This window comes from Maribacter arenosus (genome assembly GCF_014610845.1).
Taxonomy (GTDB): domain Bacteria; phylum Bacteroidota; class Bacteroidia; order Flavobacteriales; family Flavobacteriaceae; genus Maribacter_A; species Maribacter_A arenosus.
This window is the reverse complement of the sequence record NZ_JABTCG010000004.1, coordinates 336488-353768: the sequence shown is the minus strand read 5'-3', so window position 1 is coordinate 353768 and position 17281 is coordinate 336488. Positions and strand designations below refer to the sequence as shown.

General features: G+C 39.7%; 17 protein-coding genes. 4 read left to right on the top strand and 13 right to left on the bottom strand.

Annotated elements, in window-relative coordinates; all coding sequences use genetic code 11:
• The first annotated feature begins 140 nt into the window (after positions 1 to 140).
• Positions 141 to 1127 carry an aldo/keto reductase gene (locus HPE63_RS12485; protein ID WP_188314604.1) on the top strand — a complete coding sequence of 329 codons (987 nt, stop codon included), beginning with the start codon at positions 141 to 143 and terminating at the stop codon, positions 1125 to 1127.
• A 6-nt stretch (positions 1128 to 1133) separates the two neighbouring features.
• Here the strand turns inward: HPE63_RS12485 and HPE63_RS12480 are convergent, their stop codons facing one another.
• The 8 genes from HPE63_RS12480 to HPE63_RS12445 form a co-directional block, all read right to left on the bottom strand.
• Positions 1134 to 2114, bottom strand: coding sequence for a Gfo/Idh/MocA family protein (locus HPE63_RS12480; protein ID WP_188314603.1), 981 nt, complete (start codon positions 2112 to 2114; stop codon positions 1134 to 1136).
• 14 nt (positions 2115 to 2128) lie between these two features.
• Complete coding sequence (locus tag HPE63_RS12475; RefSeq protein WP_188314602.1) at positions 2129 to 2371, bottom strand: PLDc N-terminal domain-containing protein; 243 nt, start codon at positions 2369 to 2371, stop codon at positions 2129 to 2131.
• A 109-nt stretch (positions 2372 to 2480) separates the two neighbouring features.
• Positions 2481 to 4622, bottom strand: a complete 2142-nt coding sequence (locus tag HPE63_RS12470; protein ID WP_188314847.1) for a TonB-dependent receptor — start codon at positions 4620 to 4622, stop codon at positions 2481 to 2483.
• Between the two features lie 450 nt (positions 4623 to 5072).
• Positions 5073 to 6614, bottom strand: coding sequence for a DUF4301 family protein (locus tag HPE63_RS12465; RefSeq protein WP_188314601.1), 1542 nt, complete (start codon positions 6612 to 6614; stop codon positions 5073 to 5075).
• Positions 6611 to 7174 carry an AAA family ATPase gene (locus tag HPE63_RS12460; protein ID WP_188314600.1) on the bottom strand — a complete coding sequence of 188 codons (564 nt, stop codon included), beginning with the start codon at positions 7172 to 7174 and terminating at the stop codon, positions 6611 to 6613. The genes HPE63_RS12465 and HPE63_RS12460 overlap by 4 nt, the downstream gene beginning before the upstream one ends.
• Entirely contained in the window at positions 7135 to 7767 is a 633-nt protein-coding gene (pnuC, locus tag HPE63_RS12455) for a nicotinamide riboside transporter PnuC (protein ID WP_188314599.1), read from the bottom strand. The genes HPE63_RS12460 and pnuC overlap by 40 nt, the downstream gene beginning before the upstream one ends.
• Positions 7751 to 8011 (bottom strand): thiamine-binding protein, encoded by a 261-nt coding sequence (locus HPE63_RS12450; protein ID WP_188314598.1) that lies wholly within the window; start codon positions 8009 to 8011, stop codon positions 7751 to 7753. The genes pnuC and HPE63_RS12450 overlap by 17 nt, the downstream gene beginning before the upstream one ends.
• Before the next feature lie 15 nt (positions 8012 to 8026).
• Positions 8027 to 8659: a 4'-phosphopantetheinyl transferase family protein gene (locus HPE63_RS12445; RefSeq protein ID WP_188314597.1), complete on the bottom strand. Its 633-nt coding sequence runs from the start codon at positions 8657 to 8659 to the stop codon at positions 8027 to 8029.
• 82 nt (positions 8660 to 8741) lie between these two features.
• On the opposite strand from HPE63_RS12445, the gene ahcY reads away from it, so the two are divergent.
• Entirely contained in the window at positions 8742 to 10058 is a 1317-nt protein-coding gene (gene ahcY / locus HPE63_RS12440) for an adenosylhomocysteinase (protein WP_188314596.1), read from the top strand.
• 578 nt (positions 10059 to 10636) lie between these two features.
• On the opposite strand, the gene HPE63_RS12435 is transcribed toward ahcY, so the two are convergent.
• Positions 10637 to 12385 carry a glycoside hydrolase family 13 protein gene (locus HPE63_RS12435; protein WP_223198142.1) on the bottom strand — a complete coding sequence of 583 codons (1749 nt, stop codon included), beginning with the start codon at positions 12383 to 12385 and terminating at the stop codon, positions 10637 to 10639.
• A 407-nt stretch (positions 12386 to 12792) separates the two neighbouring features.
• Complete coding sequence (locus HPE63_RS12430; RefSeq protein ID WP_188314595.1) at positions 12793 to 13323, bottom strand: lipid-binding SYLF domain-containing protein; 531 nt, start codon at positions 13321 to 13323, stop codon at positions 12793 to 12795.
• Between the two features lie 300 nt (positions 13324 to 13623).
• Between HPE63_RS12430 and HPE63_RS12425 the strand changes: the two genes are divergently transcribed.
• A complete protein-coding gene (locus HPE63_RS12425; protein WP_188314594.1) occupies positions 13624 to 14145 on the top strand; it encodes a 5' nucleotidase, NT5C type in 522 nt (173 codons plus the stop codon).
• Positions 14146 to 14215: 70 nt separating this feature from the next.
• Here HPE63_RS12425 and rpmA read toward each other — a convergent pair whose 3' ends face one another.
• From rpmA to HPE63_RS12410, 3 genes are all read right to left on the bottom strand, one after another.
• Positions 14216 to 14476: a 50S ribosomal protein L27 gene (gene rpmA, locus HPE63_RS12420; protein WP_013306164.1), complete on the bottom strand. Its 261-nt coding sequence runs from the start codon at positions 14474 to 14476 to the stop codon at positions 14216 to 14218.
• 41 nt (positions 14477 to 14517) lie between these two features.
• Positions 14518 to 15231, bottom strand: coding sequence for a 50S ribosomal protein L21 (rplU, locus tag HPE63_RS12415; RefSeq protein WP_188314593.1), 714 nt, complete (start codon positions 15229 to 15231; stop codon positions 14518 to 14520).
• 95 nt (positions 15232 to 15326) lie between these two features.
• The gene (locus tag HPE63_RS12410) at positions 15327 to 15782 is read right to left on the bottom strand and encodes a DUF4199 domain-containing protein (protein ID WP_188314592.1); all 456 of its coding nucleotides are present in this window, start codon (positions 15780 to 15782) and stop codon (positions 15327 to 15329) included.
• Positions 15783 to 15949: 167 nt separating this feature from the next.
• On the opposite strand from HPE63_RS12410, the gene HPE63_RS12405 reads away from it, so the two are divergent.
• Positions 15950 to 17278, top strand: a complete 1329-nt coding sequence (locus tag HPE63_RS12405) for a M16 family metallopeptidase (protein ID WP_188314591.1) — start codon at positions 15950 to 15952, stop codon at positions 17276 to 17278.
• Positions 17279 to 17281: the final 3 nt, after the last annotated feature.

Here is a 17281-nt window from a genome sequence, read left to right as displayed (position 1 = left end):
CATGCCAAGGCCCAATATCCCAATAGTTTATTTCATATAAAATCCACTGGATTAAATCCTTCTTTTACCTTAATTTAGTACCTGGAACATAGATTTTAGTGATAAACTAATCTGGTCACTCATACTAAAACCGGTTTGAAATGAAGTATCGAAGGCTTGGGAAAACCAATTTGAATGTCTCGGAAATATCACTTGGCACCTGGCAGGTAGGTGGCCCGTGGGGAAGTGGATTTGATTCGGCTTCGGCTATAAAAATCATCAATACAGCTATTGATCATGGTGTGAATTTTATTGATACTGCTGACGTCTATGAAGCTGGACTTAGTGAAGCGGCCGTCGGTAAAGTGGTTCGATCCCGAAAAGAGGAAGTCTTTGTCGGCACCAAATGCGGAAGGCAGATAACGCCCCATACAAACGAAAATTACCACCCAAAAGAACTGAGGAAATATGTTGAGGCCTCCCTGAAAAATACAGGTTTGGAATGTTTGGACCTCATTCAGTTGCATTGTCCACCTACGGAAGTATTCTACCGACCTGAAATTTTCGAATTATTCGATCGCTTAAAGGATGAAGGAAAAATAAAAAACCTGGGAATCAGTGTCGAAAAAATCGAGGAAGCCTTAAAGGGCATGGAATATGAAAATGTCGCTACGGTACAGATCATCTTCAATATGTTTCGGCAAAGGCCGAAAGAACTGTTTTTTGAACAGGTTAAAAAAAGGGATATCGGCGTTATTGTAAGGGTACCTTTGGCAAGTGGTTTATTGACGGGTAAATTCAGTGCGGCAAGCACTTTTGATGCAGATGACCATCGAAATTTTAATCGGGAGGGTGCGCAATTCGATAAGGGCGAGACTTTTTCGGGTATTCCCTACGATATAGGGCTTGAAGCTGTTGAACAACTTAAGGCCTTATTTCCAAACCAAAAGAATTTAGCACCTATCGCCTTACGGTGGATTTTGGATCATCCTGAAGTTGGATGCATTATCCCAGGAGCTTCCAAAGTGGAACACTTACTATCGAACATCACCGCAAGTGATCTTGCACCCCTCACGGACAAAGCAAGAAAAAAGGTGGATGCCATATACGACCGATGGGTTCGAAAGCATGTACACCACAGGTGGTAATTTAATTTATTGTTTCCCCAAAATACGATCCATCACCCAACTGGTATGTAGACCTGATTCTCCCAAAGAAGGATGTAAGCTTTTACCCAGTAAATGCTCCTTGATATTCGCCACATGGAACTTTTGAATATGTTTAGGATTCTCGATTTCAAGTTTTTCCTCGCCCAGGCTGTTTATTAGAACAATAGGAGCTTCATCAAAGACGGAAAACATGATTTTTCCTCGGCTTCCATATATTTCGACCTTGTCTTCCCGTTGATGACTGCCAAAATTCCAGCTTCCAGAGCCAGTAATGCTGTTCTTATGTATCCATTGCCCTAAAATGGCATCTTTCGCACTATACAACCCCATTTGATTTGTGGTAATGCCATAGGCCTCCTTTATTTCACCCAATAAAAATACAAAGAGGTCGAGCCCATGGCTGGCCAAATCATCGAAATACCCACCAGGCGCAATTTTGGCGTCTGTCCTCCAATTGGGCGTCCCACTCAAATCCAATTCATTGGGCGGTTTGGACAAATGCCATCGAATATGGCGAACCTCGCCAATAGCATCCTCATCCAACCATTGCTTTATTCGAAGAAAACGGGGCAATGAACGTCTGTAGTAGGCTATGAACAATGGCAGGTTCCTTTCATTGAAAGCCTTGTGGATTTCAAGGCTATCCAAATAATTAGGCGCCATTGGTTTTTCAACACAACAGGGCTTACCCGCATCGGCCACTTTTAGCGCATAGTATTTATGGGAATCTGGAGGGGTGGCTATATAGACCGCATCAACCTCCTTATCCCCAATCAAGTCCTCCGCACTGGTGTAAAACTTAGGAACGCTGTGCCGTTTCGCATAATCTGCGGCTTTTTCCTTATCGCGGCGCATAACGGCCACCACTTCGAAACCCCCGGTATTTTGATAGGCCGGACCGCTTTTAATTTCGGTTACCGAACCACAACCTAGTATGCCCCATCTAATTTTATTATTATTATTCATTTATAACGCTTGATTTATAGATCCTGACTTTTAATTTGCGTTTCATTTTCCACTACTTTCCGATCTTTTCCAATTAAAAAATAAAGCAAGGTACCCAAAGGGTTCAATAGTAAGACTACAGCTATCCAAATCAATCTATCATAATTTCCCTTAAACCTACCTTTAAATATATCGATAATGGCAACAACGGGAAAGATGGCCAAAACAGCGATGATAGCCAAAATCAAAATTTGCCAAATTCCGAATCCAATATCCATACGATGGCTTATTTTTCTATAAAACTACAAATATTCAACATGATACAAGACCTGAAATACCACCATTTTGGGTCCTACTTGACCCATGAATGAAATGTAGGGAACAACTTTATAATTCAAATGTGGCACCAAGTAGAAAATTCGTGCCTGCTTGTGGGTAATAACCGGCCCCTTCTATGGTTGTTGTTTGCCCTGGAGATGTCCAATTATCATCATAGGTAAAGAAATATCCATTAGAAACATACTCGGCATTGAAAATATTGTTCACCAATAACGATAATGTCAATCGTTTGATAAAGGTGTTGGTTTCTATCTCATATTGTGCATTGAAATCGGTTTGCGAATAGGCATCCAAAATTGATCCTTTGGCATCGATATTTCCCATATATTGTTTTCCCACATATTTACTCAACAACGCTAATTGAAACTTTTCATTTGGCAGATACGATATCTGGTTCCCAATAATGATATCGGGCGAAAAGGCAATATGTGTATCTCCCAGATTCTCCAGTACCCCATCACGCTGAAAAAGGAAGTCTTTGTTCTTATTGGAACTTAAGGCAATATTTGGACTTAGGGCAAACTTATCACCTATGGCAATTTGTGCATCGATTTCCAAACCAAATCGATAACTGTCCCCTACATTAGCCCGCAATGGGGCGCCTACATCATTCAGCTCACCGGTAAGCACCAATTGATCTTTATAATTCATATAATATACATTGGTATTGACTTGTACGTCTGAGGAAACATACCGCCAACCTAACTCCAAGTCGTTCAGTCTCTCTGGTTTTGGGCTCCCATTTTCATAGTCATTTCGATTGGGCTCCCGATTTGCCACGGCGAAGGACATATAAAAATTATTATTTGGATTCAGATTATATGTTGCCCCTAACTTTGGATTGAAAAAGTCAAATGTATCGTCTACTATTCCGGTATCTTCACCATTGGCCTCGTAACCAACAGTTCTATACTGTAAATCCCCGAAAAGACTCCAATGATCATTCAATCTATAATTGGCCTTTGCGAAAACATTAAAATCTTTCTTTTTCGAAGTATCATCATAATACCGATCCCTTATAAAACTGTTGGATGCATATGCTGCCCAAATCACTTCACCGAAATGTTTGCCTTCATAGGTATTCCACCCTCCACCTAAAATCAAATCAAGATTCCCTTTGTTGTAATTGGCCGAAAAAACGGTGCCATAGAAATCATTATCAAGCCACCTTCTTCGAATTAAATCCGTCGTGTTCACTTCTTCCCCATTGACCACTAAAGGCGTGAAACCATACGTATCAAAATCGTCATCCTCCCTAAATTGCTCAAAATATCCCCTTCCTTTTGTATAATGCAATGCAAGATTGGTGTTCCAATATCCATTCAATTTTTGGTTCCACAAGAGTTGGGCGTGGTTTTGTTTATAATTATCAACTTCATTATCGTAAAATTTTGTATTGCCGTTTTCATCAGTATAGATACCGGAAGGGTTGAAGGTTCTATCTATTTGCAATGTGGCGGCATCGATACCATTCCATGCTTGATAGGTAATTTCATGTCCTCCGAAAAGCACGGCCTTCAGTAAGGTTTGGTCATTTTTAAACGCTCCCTGTAAAAAATAGGAATCCAAGTCTGATGAAGCCCTATCTATATACCCATCCGAAATGATTCGGGATAATCGCCCTGATATCTCAAACTGATCATGCATGAGCCCCGTACTGAATTTAAGGTTATTTCGTAAGGTATTGTAACTACCAATTGAAGAGGAGATTCGTCCATAAGCCTCTTCGGACAAACCGTCTGTAGCAATATTAAGACTTGCCCCAAAAGCCCCAGCGCCATTTGTTGATGTTCCAACCCCACGCTGCAATTGCAGGCTTTCTGTAGAAGAGGCAAAATCGGGCATATTTACCCAAAAGGTGCCATGGGACTCGGAATCATTATAGGGTATCCCATTAATCGTGACATTTACCCTTGTCGCATCGCTGCCACGAACCCGGATACCCGTATAACCTACCCCTGCCCCGGCGTCGGAAGTTGTTACCACAGCAGGCATAAAGTTCAATAACACAGGTATATCTTGCCCAAGATTTCTTGGTTTTAATTGCGCTTTGGTCAGATTGGAAAAAGTGACCGGTGATTCCTTGGTTACCCTGATGGCAGAAACAAAAACCTCATCCAGGGTTATTTTTTCACCTACCAAAGAATCGGTTTGGATTTCTTGGGCAGTGAGCCACATACCCATGACCATAAAACCTATAATAGTGGTTAAAAGTTTAAAGCGACGGTGCTTTTTGGTCTTCTTAAATTGATTTGGATTGCAAGACGAATCCGGGATTTTGAAATTTGAAATTGAATAGTGCAGTTTCATCCGTAATACCATTATTACGAATAAAAGGGGCAATTATTCCTTGTTAACATTGATTTCTGTTTCGAATAGAAACATTGGCCTTTCCAAATGGCAACTTTTGCCTCCCTTGACAGCATTACCTGTCCAGGTTCGTTGGGTGTAATCTCAGCTTTTCCCGACCTTGTTTCAGAAACTGATCTTAACAAGTCCGGGGTTTTAGCACCCCTTTGAGATACGGCAAAGGTAGTACAGCCTTTTGATATTTCGTATAAAAAAAGAAAAAAATATAGCAATAAAAAAAGTGCATCTGAGTGATGCACTTTCTGATTATATTTCGCAGTCCCTACCCTATTATGAGACCTGATGCGAGGGTTTCAACAAGTCGTTCACGGTTTTAACGGGATTGAAGGTAGATAATGGCACCTCTACAAAAATCGTGTTCCAATATGCCATAGCCCCATTCCATAACCCAGGTAATTCCAAGGCCTTTAGGGCACGGCCTCCTTGTGTTTTTTCAGTAATAAAGCCTTGCTTATGATCAACAAAATTCAATAGATTGAATTTTTCCCCTTTATAATTTTTCACACCACAGACCAAATCTACCGGATTGAAGTGGGTAGCATTGTTAAGAATGTCCACTTGTTTTTCATCGGACATATCTATTTGAGCCGATTCAATGATCTGCAATGACACATGGTTATGGGCATTCCTAATCCAAAAAGGCCCACCTCCAGGCTCTCCCTCATTTTTAACCATTCCACAAATGCGGATAGGCCTATTTATTTTATCCTTCAAAATCTCAATTTGCTCCCCAATACTGAAACCCTGATATTTGTCCACAAAACGTACATTAAGCTTATCTTCTAGAAACTCCTTGATCTCTAACATAATATCGGCCGTCAAATTATTATCGTCGATTCTTTTGGCATATGCAAAAGCTTTCTCCTGTATCTTTAAAAGTAAGCCTGCCAACATTTTCTTGCTTTTAGCTAGTTCTTCCTGAGCCTTTGGAACTACAACATTATCAATGTTCTTGATAAAAATAACATCGGCTTCCTCTTCGTTCAGGTTCTCGATCAATGCGCCGTGACCACCGGGCCTAAAAAGAAGCGAACCATCGGAATTTCGGAAAGGATTATTATCCATATCAACAGCAATGGTATCGGTTGAACCCTTTTGGTAGGAATAGGCAACATTGAATTCGGTTTTTGTCGTTTGGGATAGTCTTTTATTGATTGCACTATATTCTTTGGTAAACATGCCAATATGTTGTTCGGAAATCGTGAAGTGCAAGTTGGCTTCGCCATCAACTTTGGCATAGTTAGACGCTTCCTTTAAATGTTCTTCAAAAGGGGTGGCGACATGATCTCCATAATCATGGAAAGGCAAAAGTCCTTTAGGATAGAAACCATAATTCAATGCATCTTCGGACATCATTTCCTTTACAAAAAGATACAGTTCCTCATCGCTATTCGATGCCTTGCCCTTTATTCTTTTTTGAACGGTTTTATAAAAGGGGAAATTTTTTAACCCTTTACTGAAAACCTTTAAATCGGAATCATTTGTTCGTTTAAAGTATTGTTCCAAGCTTTCTTTCTTGGGGTCATAAGCATCCAAGAAATTGAACAATGCCTTGAACATTCTTGATGCTGCCCCCGAGGCAGGAACAAATTTGAGAAGCGACAATCCGGCTTTGGTCTCTTCAAAAGTATTGATCAGGGAATTCTGTTCTCGTACGGTGAATTTAAGAATACCTTCGTCTATTACAGCGGCGTCGACCAAATTTACAAAGGGAATTCCCTCTTTGAAAATCTGAATCTGATTTCTTACTTTATCTTTTTCTATGCCTTTGGCAGCCAGTTGTTTTAAATCGTCTTCGGTAAATTGCATCATTTGTTCAATAGGTTATCAATATGTTCTACAGCGGTTTTTAAACGGGTTTTTTTATCCCCTTTCAAGATAACAAATTTCCTATCATATTTCTCTAACGTATCTTTAAAATATTGAAACATACGCTCACGTTCATCGGGCTTGTCCCTAAGATCATCCTTTTCCCAAGGTATATCTATATAGGTCAGGAAATAGAGGTCATACTGGTTTTCCAAGGCATACTTTTCAAGTACTGGATCACAATACCCAAGATAATAGGCTTCGGAATACACTTTTGTTTCCAATAAATCAGTATCACAAATAAGCAGATCTGTCGCCTTTTTGGCCAATTCATTCTCCAAGCGCATTTGTCCTTCGGCAATAGGCAGCAAATCTTTGGGCTCACAGGTTTTTCGTTCATTGTTCCATTTATCCTGAAGGTACTCCCTAGCATATTCAGGTACCCAGACGGAATTATAATGCCGGGCCAATTGTTCTGACAAGGTGGTTTTCCCTGTAGATTCAGGGCCGAACATGACTACTTTTATAATGTTTGCAGGTTGCTGCTTAAATTTTTCTTCCATAAAAGATATCCTTGGATGGCCAAGATGGTAAATATAATGTATTGTAATGACAGCATGCCCCATCCTCGATAGGCATACAAAGGAATTGTGATAATATCCGCAATTATCCAAAGTGTCCAGTTCTCCAATTTCTTCAAGGCCATATACCACATTGCGGTAAAGAATATGCCTGAAGTGAAAATATCGACATAGTTAGATGTTTCTATTTTATAATTGAAAATTCTGTACACTCCATAATTTATCATCATGGTTAGGATGAAGAGTCCAAAACCTATCCATTTTTCATTTGTGGTGGTTCTAGAAATCCGGACTACTTTTTTATTGTCCTTTTTCCTTGACCAATTCCACCACCCATATATACTCATGGCAGACCAATAGAAATTCATCATCATATCGCCGAGCAAGCCATCCCTTAAAAATAGAAATACCGTAATAATGGTGGCCACCAAACCTGTGGGATAGACCAGTATATTTTCTTTCTTCGCATACCAGACACTCAAGATTCCCGCAACCATCACGATAGACTCCAAGACAATGATATAGGTTTCCTTACCTTGATAGGTATCTAGAAAAAACTCAAAAATGTGGTTCATATCCGCTTCTGTCAGATTTAACCAATTTCATGTAAAGCAGTCCTTGATCCATAAGTTCAAAGGCCTTTTTTATCTCAGTGCCCAAAACTTCCATGACCTCATCATAAGGCCCGAACACCTGCGTACTTAAGGGATTCTCCAAAACCGTAAGGCCAGATGCCCTTAATTTTTTAATAAAATTGATGATATGCTCTTCAAAATCATCTTGCAGAGGGGAAAAAGTAAGTTCAACAGATATTTCCATGGTTCTAATTCATTCTTATTTCTTAACCGCATAAACGCAGGTAAAGCCTTCAAATTCCAAATATTTCAATTCATAATAGGTAGTGTCACCTTCATAATGTACCTCGCCTTCAATGATTTGGTCCGAAAATTCAAAATCATTTATGTAGATATGGTTTAAAAAACTCAGTCCGACAGTGGCATAGATTTTATACAGTGATTCCTTGCAACCCCAGACGATGGTATATTTTCGGACAAGGTCATTATTGTCACTAATATGGCCATAGGCTTCGGTAGGGGTGAATTTATGGGCTATGCGGGTAATTAATCCACGTTGCATTTCAATATCGATACCTACCTCACTGACCGCACTAACAATAATCCCCGTAAATTGATGTGAATGGGTAATACTGATATGCGCACCATCATGTAAATGGGGTTTCCCTGCTTTATCATAAAAAAGGTCCTTATCCTCGTACCCTGCCTCTGCCATTAAATGTCGAATACTTAAAAAGCCCTTCCGATGTAATTCGGATTTCATTCCGTCCATACGGTTTTGGCAGTGATCTGTAAGTTGAATTCCTTTTGAAAGTACCTTTTCAGATTCTTCGATTTTCCAAATATATACTTTAATGGTCTGGGTAACCTGTATTGTCTTATAAAGAGGCATGTTGTTATTTAGGATATTCGTAACTTTGCCAATCTAAAAAAAAGAGCAATAGTTAACAACGAAAGTAAAAAGAAAAAAGGATATGGCGACCAAAACTGTTTCATATGTACCTTATAAGGTCAAAGACATTACCCTAGCGGATTGGGGAAGAAAAGAAATTATATTGGCTGAGGCAGAAATGCCAGGTCTAATGGCACTGCGTGAAGAATATAAGGATGAACAACCCCTTAAAGGTGCCCGGATCGCTGGTTGTTTGCATATGACCATACAAACAGCGGTCTTGATCGAGACTTTAGTGGCCCTCGGCGCAGAGGTTACCTGGAGCTCATGTAATATCTTCTCGACCCAAGACCATGCCGCCGCCGCTATAGCTGCTGCTGGCATTCCTGTATATGCGTGGAAGGGAATGAGCGAAAAGGAATTTGATTGGTGCATTGAGCAAACCTTGTTTTTTGGTAAAGATCGCAAACCATTGAATATGATTTTGGACGATGGTGGGGATTTGACCAATATGGTTTTAGATCAGTTTCCTGAACTTACATCTGGGATAAAAGGGATTTCTGAAGAGACGACGACCGGGGTACACCGTTTGTATGAAAGGGTGAAAAAAGGCACCTTACCAATGCCGGTCATTAATGTGAATGATTCTGTCACCAAATCAAAATTTGACAATAAATATGGCTGTCGAGAGAGTGCCGTTGATGCTGTCCGTAGGGCTACTGACACCATGTTGGCAGGTAAACGCGTCGTGGTCGCCGGGTATGGTGATGTAGGCAAAGGTACGGCTGCCTCATTTAAAGGCGCTGGTTCTATCGTCACGGTTACAGAAATCGATCCCATTTGTGCCCTACAGGCTTGTATGGATGGCTTTGAGGTAAAACGGCTTGAGACCGTTGTTGGCAATGCCGATATCGTAATTACGACCACAGGAAACAAAGACATTATAAGATCAAAACATTTCAAAGCCATGCGTGATAAGGTAATCGTTTGTAATATCGGGCATTTTGACAATGAAATCGATATGGCCTGGTTAAATAAAAACTATGGCAATACGAAAGATGAGATAAAACCACAGGTTGATAAATACACCATTGATGGCAAAGACGTTATCATCCTGGCAGAAGGGCGTTTAGTAAATTTGGGCTGTGCCACGGGGCATCCAAGTTTTGTGATGAGCAACTCCTTTACCAACCAAACATTGGCACAGATTGAGCTTTGGAAAAACAGTGGTGCTTATGAAAACAAAGTATATATGCTACCCAAACACCTAGACGAAAAAGTGGCTAAATTGCACTTGTCACGATTGGGAGCCGAACTTACGGAACTTCGTGAAGACCAAGCGGAATATATCGGTGTTACCGTAAAAGGACCTTTTAAGCCAGACTATTATAGGTATTAACGTTATTACCTTAAGCGCCCACCTGACTCGGGCATGGCAGCCGAAGAGTAGACCGCTTTACTTTTGGATAAGAGAAGCAAGACAAAAGACCCTTACAGAGATGTAAGGGTCTTTTTGTTTTCGTTTTAATACAGAAAACTATACATATAGCACAATTGGCAAATTAATTAGAATACTAAAAGAAACCGCGTTCGGAACACTTTGTGATAAGGCCGGACAAGTTCTTAAATAAGAACTATAAAATGACCGTTTGAAGGGATATACATATGTCTTTTTAACTTTGTTAAGACGACGTTAGAATCTGAGAGTAACTCTCTATATTCAGTAGGAGGCTGACCGAATTTTTACTAAAGATCTTGGAAAAGTAGCTTCTACTCGCTAGGCCTATTGAATACACAATCCCTGAAATATTCTTGTTGCTATTTTCCAACATTTCCAAGGCTTTGTAAAATGGAATGTTTTTATCATAACTATTAAGGTCGTGTTGAAAAAGTATTTAAAGCCAACCTGAAATTTTTAAAACGTTTTTTGGGTTGGTAAATGACCAATAGGTTCCATTTTTTTGATTGAAGAATTGGTCAACCCAATGAAAACAGTATGGCTTGGTATGGTCTTAGGGTTATGCAAGTACCTTCAACAGCAGTACCTTCATAATTGTCGATGACAACTTTTTCAGATGTCAGCCCTTGCAGTTCAACTAACTCTATTTCGGATTCAGATTCGGAAAAATTAAGGAGTACCAATATTTTGTCCTCATCCAACTCGCGGGCAAAGGCATAGACCTGTTCGTGTTCCGGAAGCAACAGGGTATAATCTCCATAGACCAGGACCGGATTTTTTTTGCGTACTTCGGTCATACGTTTAAAGTGCGAAAGCACGGAATTAGGGTCTGTTTTCTGCTTGGCTACATTTATTTCAGTATAGTTCGGATTGACACGGCGCCATGGGTCGCCCGTGGTGAAACCTGCGTTTTCGGATGCATCCCACTGCATCGGCGTACGTCCGTTCTCTCGGGAATTGTAGTTGAGTGTATTTATGAACTCTTCCATATCGGCACCGGCCTTTAAGGCGCTCTGATATTTACCTTGGGCCTCAATGTCGGTATATTCTTCGATGTTGGGCATATCGATGTTGGTCATGCCGATTTCATCCCCGTAGTAGAGATAAGGCGTACCACGCATGCTCATTAAGAAAGTGTTCAATAATTGGGTGGATACCGTTCTAAAATCGTCACTGTCATTACCGAACCGGGATACCAAACGGGCATTGTCATGGTTGGATAGATAAATGGCTAACCACCCTTTTTCGGAAAACGCATTGTCCCATTTTGAAAAAACTCCCTTAAAATCCAATAGGGAGTATCCTTTAGGTGTTTGGGACAGATTCACGGCATCGAAGTGATAGGCCATTTGAAGTTCGTTGCGGTCTGAATCTACTAGATTATGGGCATCCTCGAAAGTGCTTCCAGTTCCTTCGGCAACCGCAAATACATTATATTTTCCTATGATTTTATTGTACATTTCATTTAAATACCCGTGCAATTCAGGACGTAGACCGTACCATTTGACATAATCTTTTTCGTGTCCTTCAGGAAACTCCGGCCAAGTAGTGTCCTTACTTACAAATTGAAAGGCATCCATACGAAAGCCGTCTACCCCTTTTTCGGCCCAAAATTTCATGATGTCATAGACTTCTTGACGAACTTTGGGGTTCTCCCAATTTAAGTCGGGCTGATTCCCCGTAAACGTGTGCAGATAATATGCGTCGACCGCTTCGACATAATCCCAACCGCCCTCAGGGTCGAACAAACTATGCCTATAAGGTGGTTCACCCTTTTCGGCAGGCCACCAATGGTAGTAGTCGTAGTACTCGTTGTCCCTTGAACTACTTGCCCCTTTAAACCATTTATGCTGATCGCTACTATGGTTTACGACCATATCGAGTACAAACTTGATTTCCCGTTCGTGCAGACCGTAAATCATCCTGTCAAAATCTTCCATAGTACCGTAACGGGGGTGTATGGCTTTGTAATCGCTCACGTCATAGCCATTGTCGACCATGGGGGATTCTAGGAAAGGGGTTATCCATACCATAGTGATGCCAATGCTTTTGAGATAGTCCAATTTCTCGACAACTCCATTAAGGTCACCAAAACCGTCACCGTCGGTATCCTTAAAACTCTGGAGGTAGATTTGGTAAAGGATACCCTCTTTCCACCAACTTTTATTCGATTGGGTAGTTTCCCCAGCAGTACTCGGCTTTTGCTTTTTATTGTATACACTATTTAGCATTCGAAGGAACGCTACAGGGGCCGTCCTACTTTTCATGGTTTTGGCGGATGCGTTGAATTTATGTTGATATTGTTTCTGTAAAATAAGGATTTTTGAAATAATATCAGAACGATTTCTTTTTATTGGTATAATAGTAGTTTAATAATACCATTTTTCAGAACTGAGGGTAGCAAAAAAGACGGTACAATAAAACGAACCTTATTTGGGATGCGATAAAAAAGTCGACAATCACTTATTTTAAATTCAGGAAGCCCACTTATTGACTCAAAAGTCTTTGGTTCCCATAAAAAACCGGTATTTGTTTATATCGTGCCTGCGTTCTAACTCTAAGTACAAAAGGAGCATTAGATATACACAATTCTATCTAAATATTTAGGATACAGCGAACATAAAACCCTTGTTCATTGAACAAGGGTTTTATTATGGACCTTTAAGTCGATACATTAAAATGGATGGTAGCTGAATTTTTGTCCTCCAACAGAGGCATCGGCCATTAAGCCCGCTTTGGGCAGTGCAAATACCGCGACGCCGTCTTTGTATTTCGCGTTAACGGCTATACCAGATTTTAAAGCGACCGCAGAGGCTTCCGCCGCGAATTCAAATTTACCGGCTTTAAACCGATCTAAATCCACCGACGTTTCAAAAAAGATGACTTCGATAATTGCCTGACCACCAGCTTGTAATCCTATATTCAATTTCTTAAGATCGGCCATTCCGATGGCCTTACTTTTTTCGTAGACCACCCCGTTACCAGAAGCACCACCTATAATGAACCCGCCTTTACCCACATTTGGAAAAATTACAAATCCCGCTGATTTTTTAAAAAACCGTTCAAGGGACGAATCCGTTTTTAATAAGGTCTCTTTTGCTGTTTTAGCATCCTCTATAAGTTTATTATCCTTTTGTGTTTGTCCTATTGCTGAAGAAACCAGCATTAATAGGCACAGAACCAATATCGATTTGAACACTTTCATATGATGTCTTTTTTATAATTATGGTACAAAGATATATCGCAATGTCCGCAATTTGATCTAGGCGAACTATAAGAATTTGTTAATATGTGGTACGGATTCTTCATCCTATTTTAAAGGGAGCATCTATTTTTTTACTATCCTTTTTCACTTAAAGTCTTTGAATACAAGCTAATTACTTCCCATAGCATATCATTTTGCGATTGCTATTTGTAACTTTAGACTTTTACTAATCGATGGTCTTACGAAAAATCATTTTCGGTTCAGGACATTTTTTTAGTACTTCGTAGAAAATTTTTGAATATGACAATATTTGTTGATATGGACGAGGTTATTGCGGACACCTACCTTGCCCATATAGAAATCTACAACGCGGAATTCAACCAAAATCTCAATACTGAAATATGTTTGGGCCATGAGGTTTGGCAGAAGGTTCCAAAGGAGCATCAAGAGAGTATTCGAAACCATGCAAGAAGAGAGGGCTTTTTTCGGAACTTAAAACCCATTATGGACAGTCAGACTATTTTAAAAGAACTGTCCGAGAAATATGAGGTTTATATCGCATCGGCAGCAATGCAGTTTCCAAACTCCCTAAAAGAGAAAAGCGAATGGCTGGATCTCTATTTTCCCTTTATACCATGGAGGAAAAGAATTTTATGTGGGGACAAACATATATTACAAGGCGATGTATTGATTGATGATCGCAGTTATAATTTGGAACATTTTAAAGGAAGGTCTATTTTATTTACCTCACCCCACAATGTTAATAGTAATGGATTTGAACGGGCGGATTCCTGGGTGGAAATTGGTGAAAGACTATTATAGGTTGTTTGACGTAAAATAAAAACCCCCTCCAATAACGGAAGGGGTTTTCTATATGATAAGGTAAAACTTTTTAAGCCTCGAAAGGTTCTATCGAAACGTAGGATTTTCCTCCTGATTTCTTTTCGAATTTTACCATCCCGTCTACTTTTGCGTGCAATGTATGATCTTTACCTGCATAAACATTATCTCCAGGATTATGTTTAGTACCGCGTTGTCTTACGATTATATTTCCTGCTATGGCAGCTTGGCCACCAAAAATCTTGACACCTAAGCGTTTCGATTCTGATTCCCTACCGTTTTTTGAACTACCTACACCTTTCTTGTGAGCCATTTTTTTCGGTTTTTATTTTGTTATACATAAGGGTATTGCAATTAAGCTTTACCACCGTCTAGTTCGTCTTGCCATTTCTTCAACTCATCCCATTTGCCATCGGCAGCCAATTTGGCTTGTGCTGGCCACGTATCGGTTACATGGTTGCCACGAACATCAGCTATTATCTCAGCGATCTTCGCTGGCTTTGATTTCGCCAATTCAGCAAAAGTGGAAATGCCTGCAGCGATTAAGGTTTCCGCTATTTTTGGTCCAATACCTTCAACCTTTTTTAAATCATCGGCTTTCTTGGGTGCTGCCTTCTTCGGTGCTGCTTCTTTAGGAGCTGCTTTCTTGGGTGCCTCTACTTTGACAGCAGTTTGTTTGGGTTCAGCTTTCACCTTTGCTTCAACCTTTGCTTTTGGTTCTGGCTTTGCTTTTGCCGGTGCCGATTTTTTAGCACCAGTAGCAATAATGCTTTCAACAATGATTTCAGTCAATGATTGACGATGGCCATTCTTTACAGTATATCCTTTACGTCTTTTCTTCTTGAAAACGATAACCTTGTCACCCTTCAGGTGTTTAATGACTTTTGCCTCTACAGCGGCTCCGTCTATAGCCGGGGCGCCAACAGTAACGTTCTTACCATCATCCAAAAGAAGTACATTATCAAAGGTTACCTTTTTTCCTTCTTCTGTCTGTAAACGGTGAACATATACTTTTTGGTCTTTCGCAACTTTGAATTGCTGCCCTGCCATCTCTACAATTGCATACATAGCGTATATATTAGTTTAATTTAGGCCCATTTTTTTAAATAGGCGGGTGCAAATATACTGCTAAATGCCAAATCTACAAGCGTTTTTAAAGGTTTTTAGGAAGATTTTTTCTTTAGGCCAGTACTGGATTTAAATAGTTGCATAAAAGCAAGGGTAAGTACTATGGTCGTAGAGAAACCCATGATGGCGACTGTGAAAAAAACTATGGCCTCGAAATTGTTGTACTCACCAAACCACGCTGCTGATAATTCCTTTAAAAAATCTGTGTTGATCTCTGTTGCATAAAATGCAAAAAAGATCGTAAAAATTATAGTTGCAACACTTCCTGTGACCAACCCTGCAGTAAATCCTCTGCCATAATTAAAATTAACCCCCTCTCTTATCTTAAAGATTTTTATAGTCTCATAGATGCCAAAACCTGTGATTACACTATTAAAAATGCTAAAAAAAACGTTGGTATGTAAAAAGAACAATGACAAAATCAAAAAATAAGCAATCAAGCAACCACTAGTCGCAATTCCAAATCGAATGGGCAAGGCATAATTCTTCATTGCACAAAATTCGTTTTTAATACCTTAAAATAAACAATATAATTTCAATCAGGCCTTAAATTCTTGTTAAAGACCAATCCGTTGTACTACGCTTATATTGAAAAATTTATATTAGCAAATCAAATTATAAAAAGGTAATACTTTTAAACTGAAGAAAATACTATCCTATGCGATTAAGAACTTCCCATATAATAGGCCTGTTTGCATTGTTATCTATGTCAACGACCTTAGCCCAAAAAGTTTCCTATGAGGAATACGATCTTGATAACGGACTCCATGTTATCTTACATCAAGACAATAATGCCCCCGTGGTTACCACATCGGTAATGTACCATGTTGGCGCTAAGGATGAGAATCCTGAAAAAACAGGATTTGCCCACTTTTTTGAGCATTTGTTATTTGAAGGCACCGAAAATATTGCAAGAGGTGAGTGGCGCAAAATAGTTTCTTCCAGAGGTGGCCAAATGAATGCAAATACCACTCAAGATCGAACTTATTATTATGTGTCTTTCCCTTCAAATAATTTGGAATTGGGATTATGGTTGGAATCTGAACGCTTAATGCATCCTGTAATTAATAAGATTGGGGTGGAAACCCAAAGTGAAGTGGTTCAGGAAGAACGCAGAATGCGCTATGATAATTCACCTTATGGTCGTTGGAGGGAACAAATGTACATTAACCTTTTCAAAAAACATCCTTATCGCTGGCAGACCATTGGTTCTTTGGAACATTTGGCAAATGCCTCTTTGGAGGATTTTAAAGAGTTTAACAAAAAATATTATGTTCCTAATAATGCGGTCTTAGTAGTTGCTGGGGATATCGAAATAGATAAGACCAAAAATAAGATCCAGGAATATTTTGGTGCCATCCCAAAAGGCAAAGAGATTCAAAGAAACACCTTTACAGAAGACCCTATCGTTTCTACCATTAAGGCCAAATATCACGACCCCAACATACAAATTCCAGCAATATTCTTAGGCTATCGCACCCCTGCGCAGACCGATAGGGAAGCCTATGTATTAGATATGATATCGACCTATTTAAGTGACGGCAAGAGCTCTAAACTCTATAAAAAATTGGTCGATGAAAAGAAAAAGGCACTTCAAGTATTTGCCTTTAACGGTTCTCAGGAAGACTACGGGGCATACGTGGTGGGCGCCCTACCAGTTGGCGAGACCACATTGGAAGATTTGAAGATGGAGATTGACGAGGAAATTAGCAAACTTCAATCTGAACTTATTACTGAAAAAGACCATCAAAAATTACTAAATAAGTTTGAAAATAATTTCGTCAATTCGAATAGTAGTATTTCTGGCATTGCCAATTCCCTGGCCAGATATCATATGCTTTATAATGATACTAGTCTGATTAATAATGAAATAGAGATCTATCAGTCGATTACTAGAGAGGAAATTTCCGCAGTTGCAAACAAATATTTAAAACCAAGTCAACGCGTGGAATTAGAATACTTACCCCAAGAAGCAACTGTAAACTAGAAA

Excerpts from the sequence above, each read along its gene's own strand:
- HPE63_RS12485 (WP_188314604.1), top strand. The coding sequence starts at position 141 with ATGAAGTATCGAAGGCTTGGGAAAACCAATTTGAATGTCTCGGAAATA.
- HPE63_RS12480 (WP_188314603.1), bottom strand. The coding sequence starts at position 2,114 with ATGAATAATAATAATAAAATTAGATGGGGCATACTAGGTTGTGGTTCG.
- HPE63_RS12475 (WP_188314602.1), bottom strand. The coding sequence starts at position 2,371 with ATGGATATTGGATTCGGAATTTGGCAAATTTTGATTTTGGCTATCATC.
- HPE63_RS12470 (WP_188314847.1), bottom strand. The coding sequence starts at position 4,622 with ATGGTCATGGGTATGTGGCTCACTGCCCAAGAAATCCAAACCGATTCT.
- HPE63_RS12465 (WP_188314601.1), bottom strand. The coding sequence starts at position 6,614 with ATGATGCAATTTACCGAAGACGATTTAAAACAACTGGCTGCCAAAGGC.
- HPE63_RS12460 (WP_188314600.1), bottom strand. The coding sequence starts at position 7,174 with ATGGAAGAAAAATTTAAGCAGCAACCTGCAAACATTATAAAAGTAGTC.
- pnuC (WP_188314599.1), bottom strand. The coding sequence starts at position 7,767 with ATGAACCACATTTTTGAGTTTTTTCTAGATACCTATCAAGGTAAGGAA.
- HPE63_RS12450 (WP_188314598.1), bottom strand. The coding sequence starts at position 8,011 with ATGGAAATATCTGTTGAACTTACTTTTTCCCCTCTGCAAGATGATTTT.
- HPE63_RS12445 (WP_188314597.1), bottom strand. The coding sequence starts at position 8,659 with ATGCCTCTTTATAAGACAATACAGGTTACCCAGACCATTAAAGTATAT.
- ahcY (WP_188314596.1), top strand. The coding sequence starts at position 8,742 with ATGGCGACCAAAACTGTTTCATATGTACCTTATAAGGTCAAAGACATT.
- HPE63_RS12435 (WP_223198142.1), bottom strand. The coding sequence starts at position 12,385 with ATGAAAAGTAGGACGGCCCCTGTAGCGTTCCTTCGAATGCTAAATAGT.
- HPE63_RS12430 (WP_188314595.1), bottom strand. The coding sequence starts at position 13,323 with ATGAAAGTGTTCAAATCGATATTGGTTCTGTGCCTATTAATGCTGGTT.
- HPE63_RS12425 (WP_188314594.1), top strand. The coding sequence starts at position 13,624 with ATGACAATATTTGTTGATATGGACGAGGTTATTGCGGACACCTACCTT.
- rpmA (WP_013306164.1), bottom strand. The coding sequence starts at position 14,476 with ATGGCTCACAAGAAAGGTGTAGGTAGTTCAAAAAACGGTAGGGAATCA.
- rplU (WP_188314593.1), bottom strand. The coding sequence starts at position 15,231 with ATGTATGCAATTGTAGAGATGGCAGGGCAGCAATTCAAAGTTGCGAAA.
- HPE63_RS12410 (WP_188314592.1), bottom strand. The coding sequence starts at position 15,782 with ATGAAGAATTATGCCTTGCCCATTCGATTTGGAATTGCGACTAGTGGT.
- HPE63_RS12405 (WP_188314591.1), top strand. The coding sequence starts at position 15,950 with ATGCGATTAAGAACTTCCCATATAATAGGCCTGTTTGCATTGTTATCT.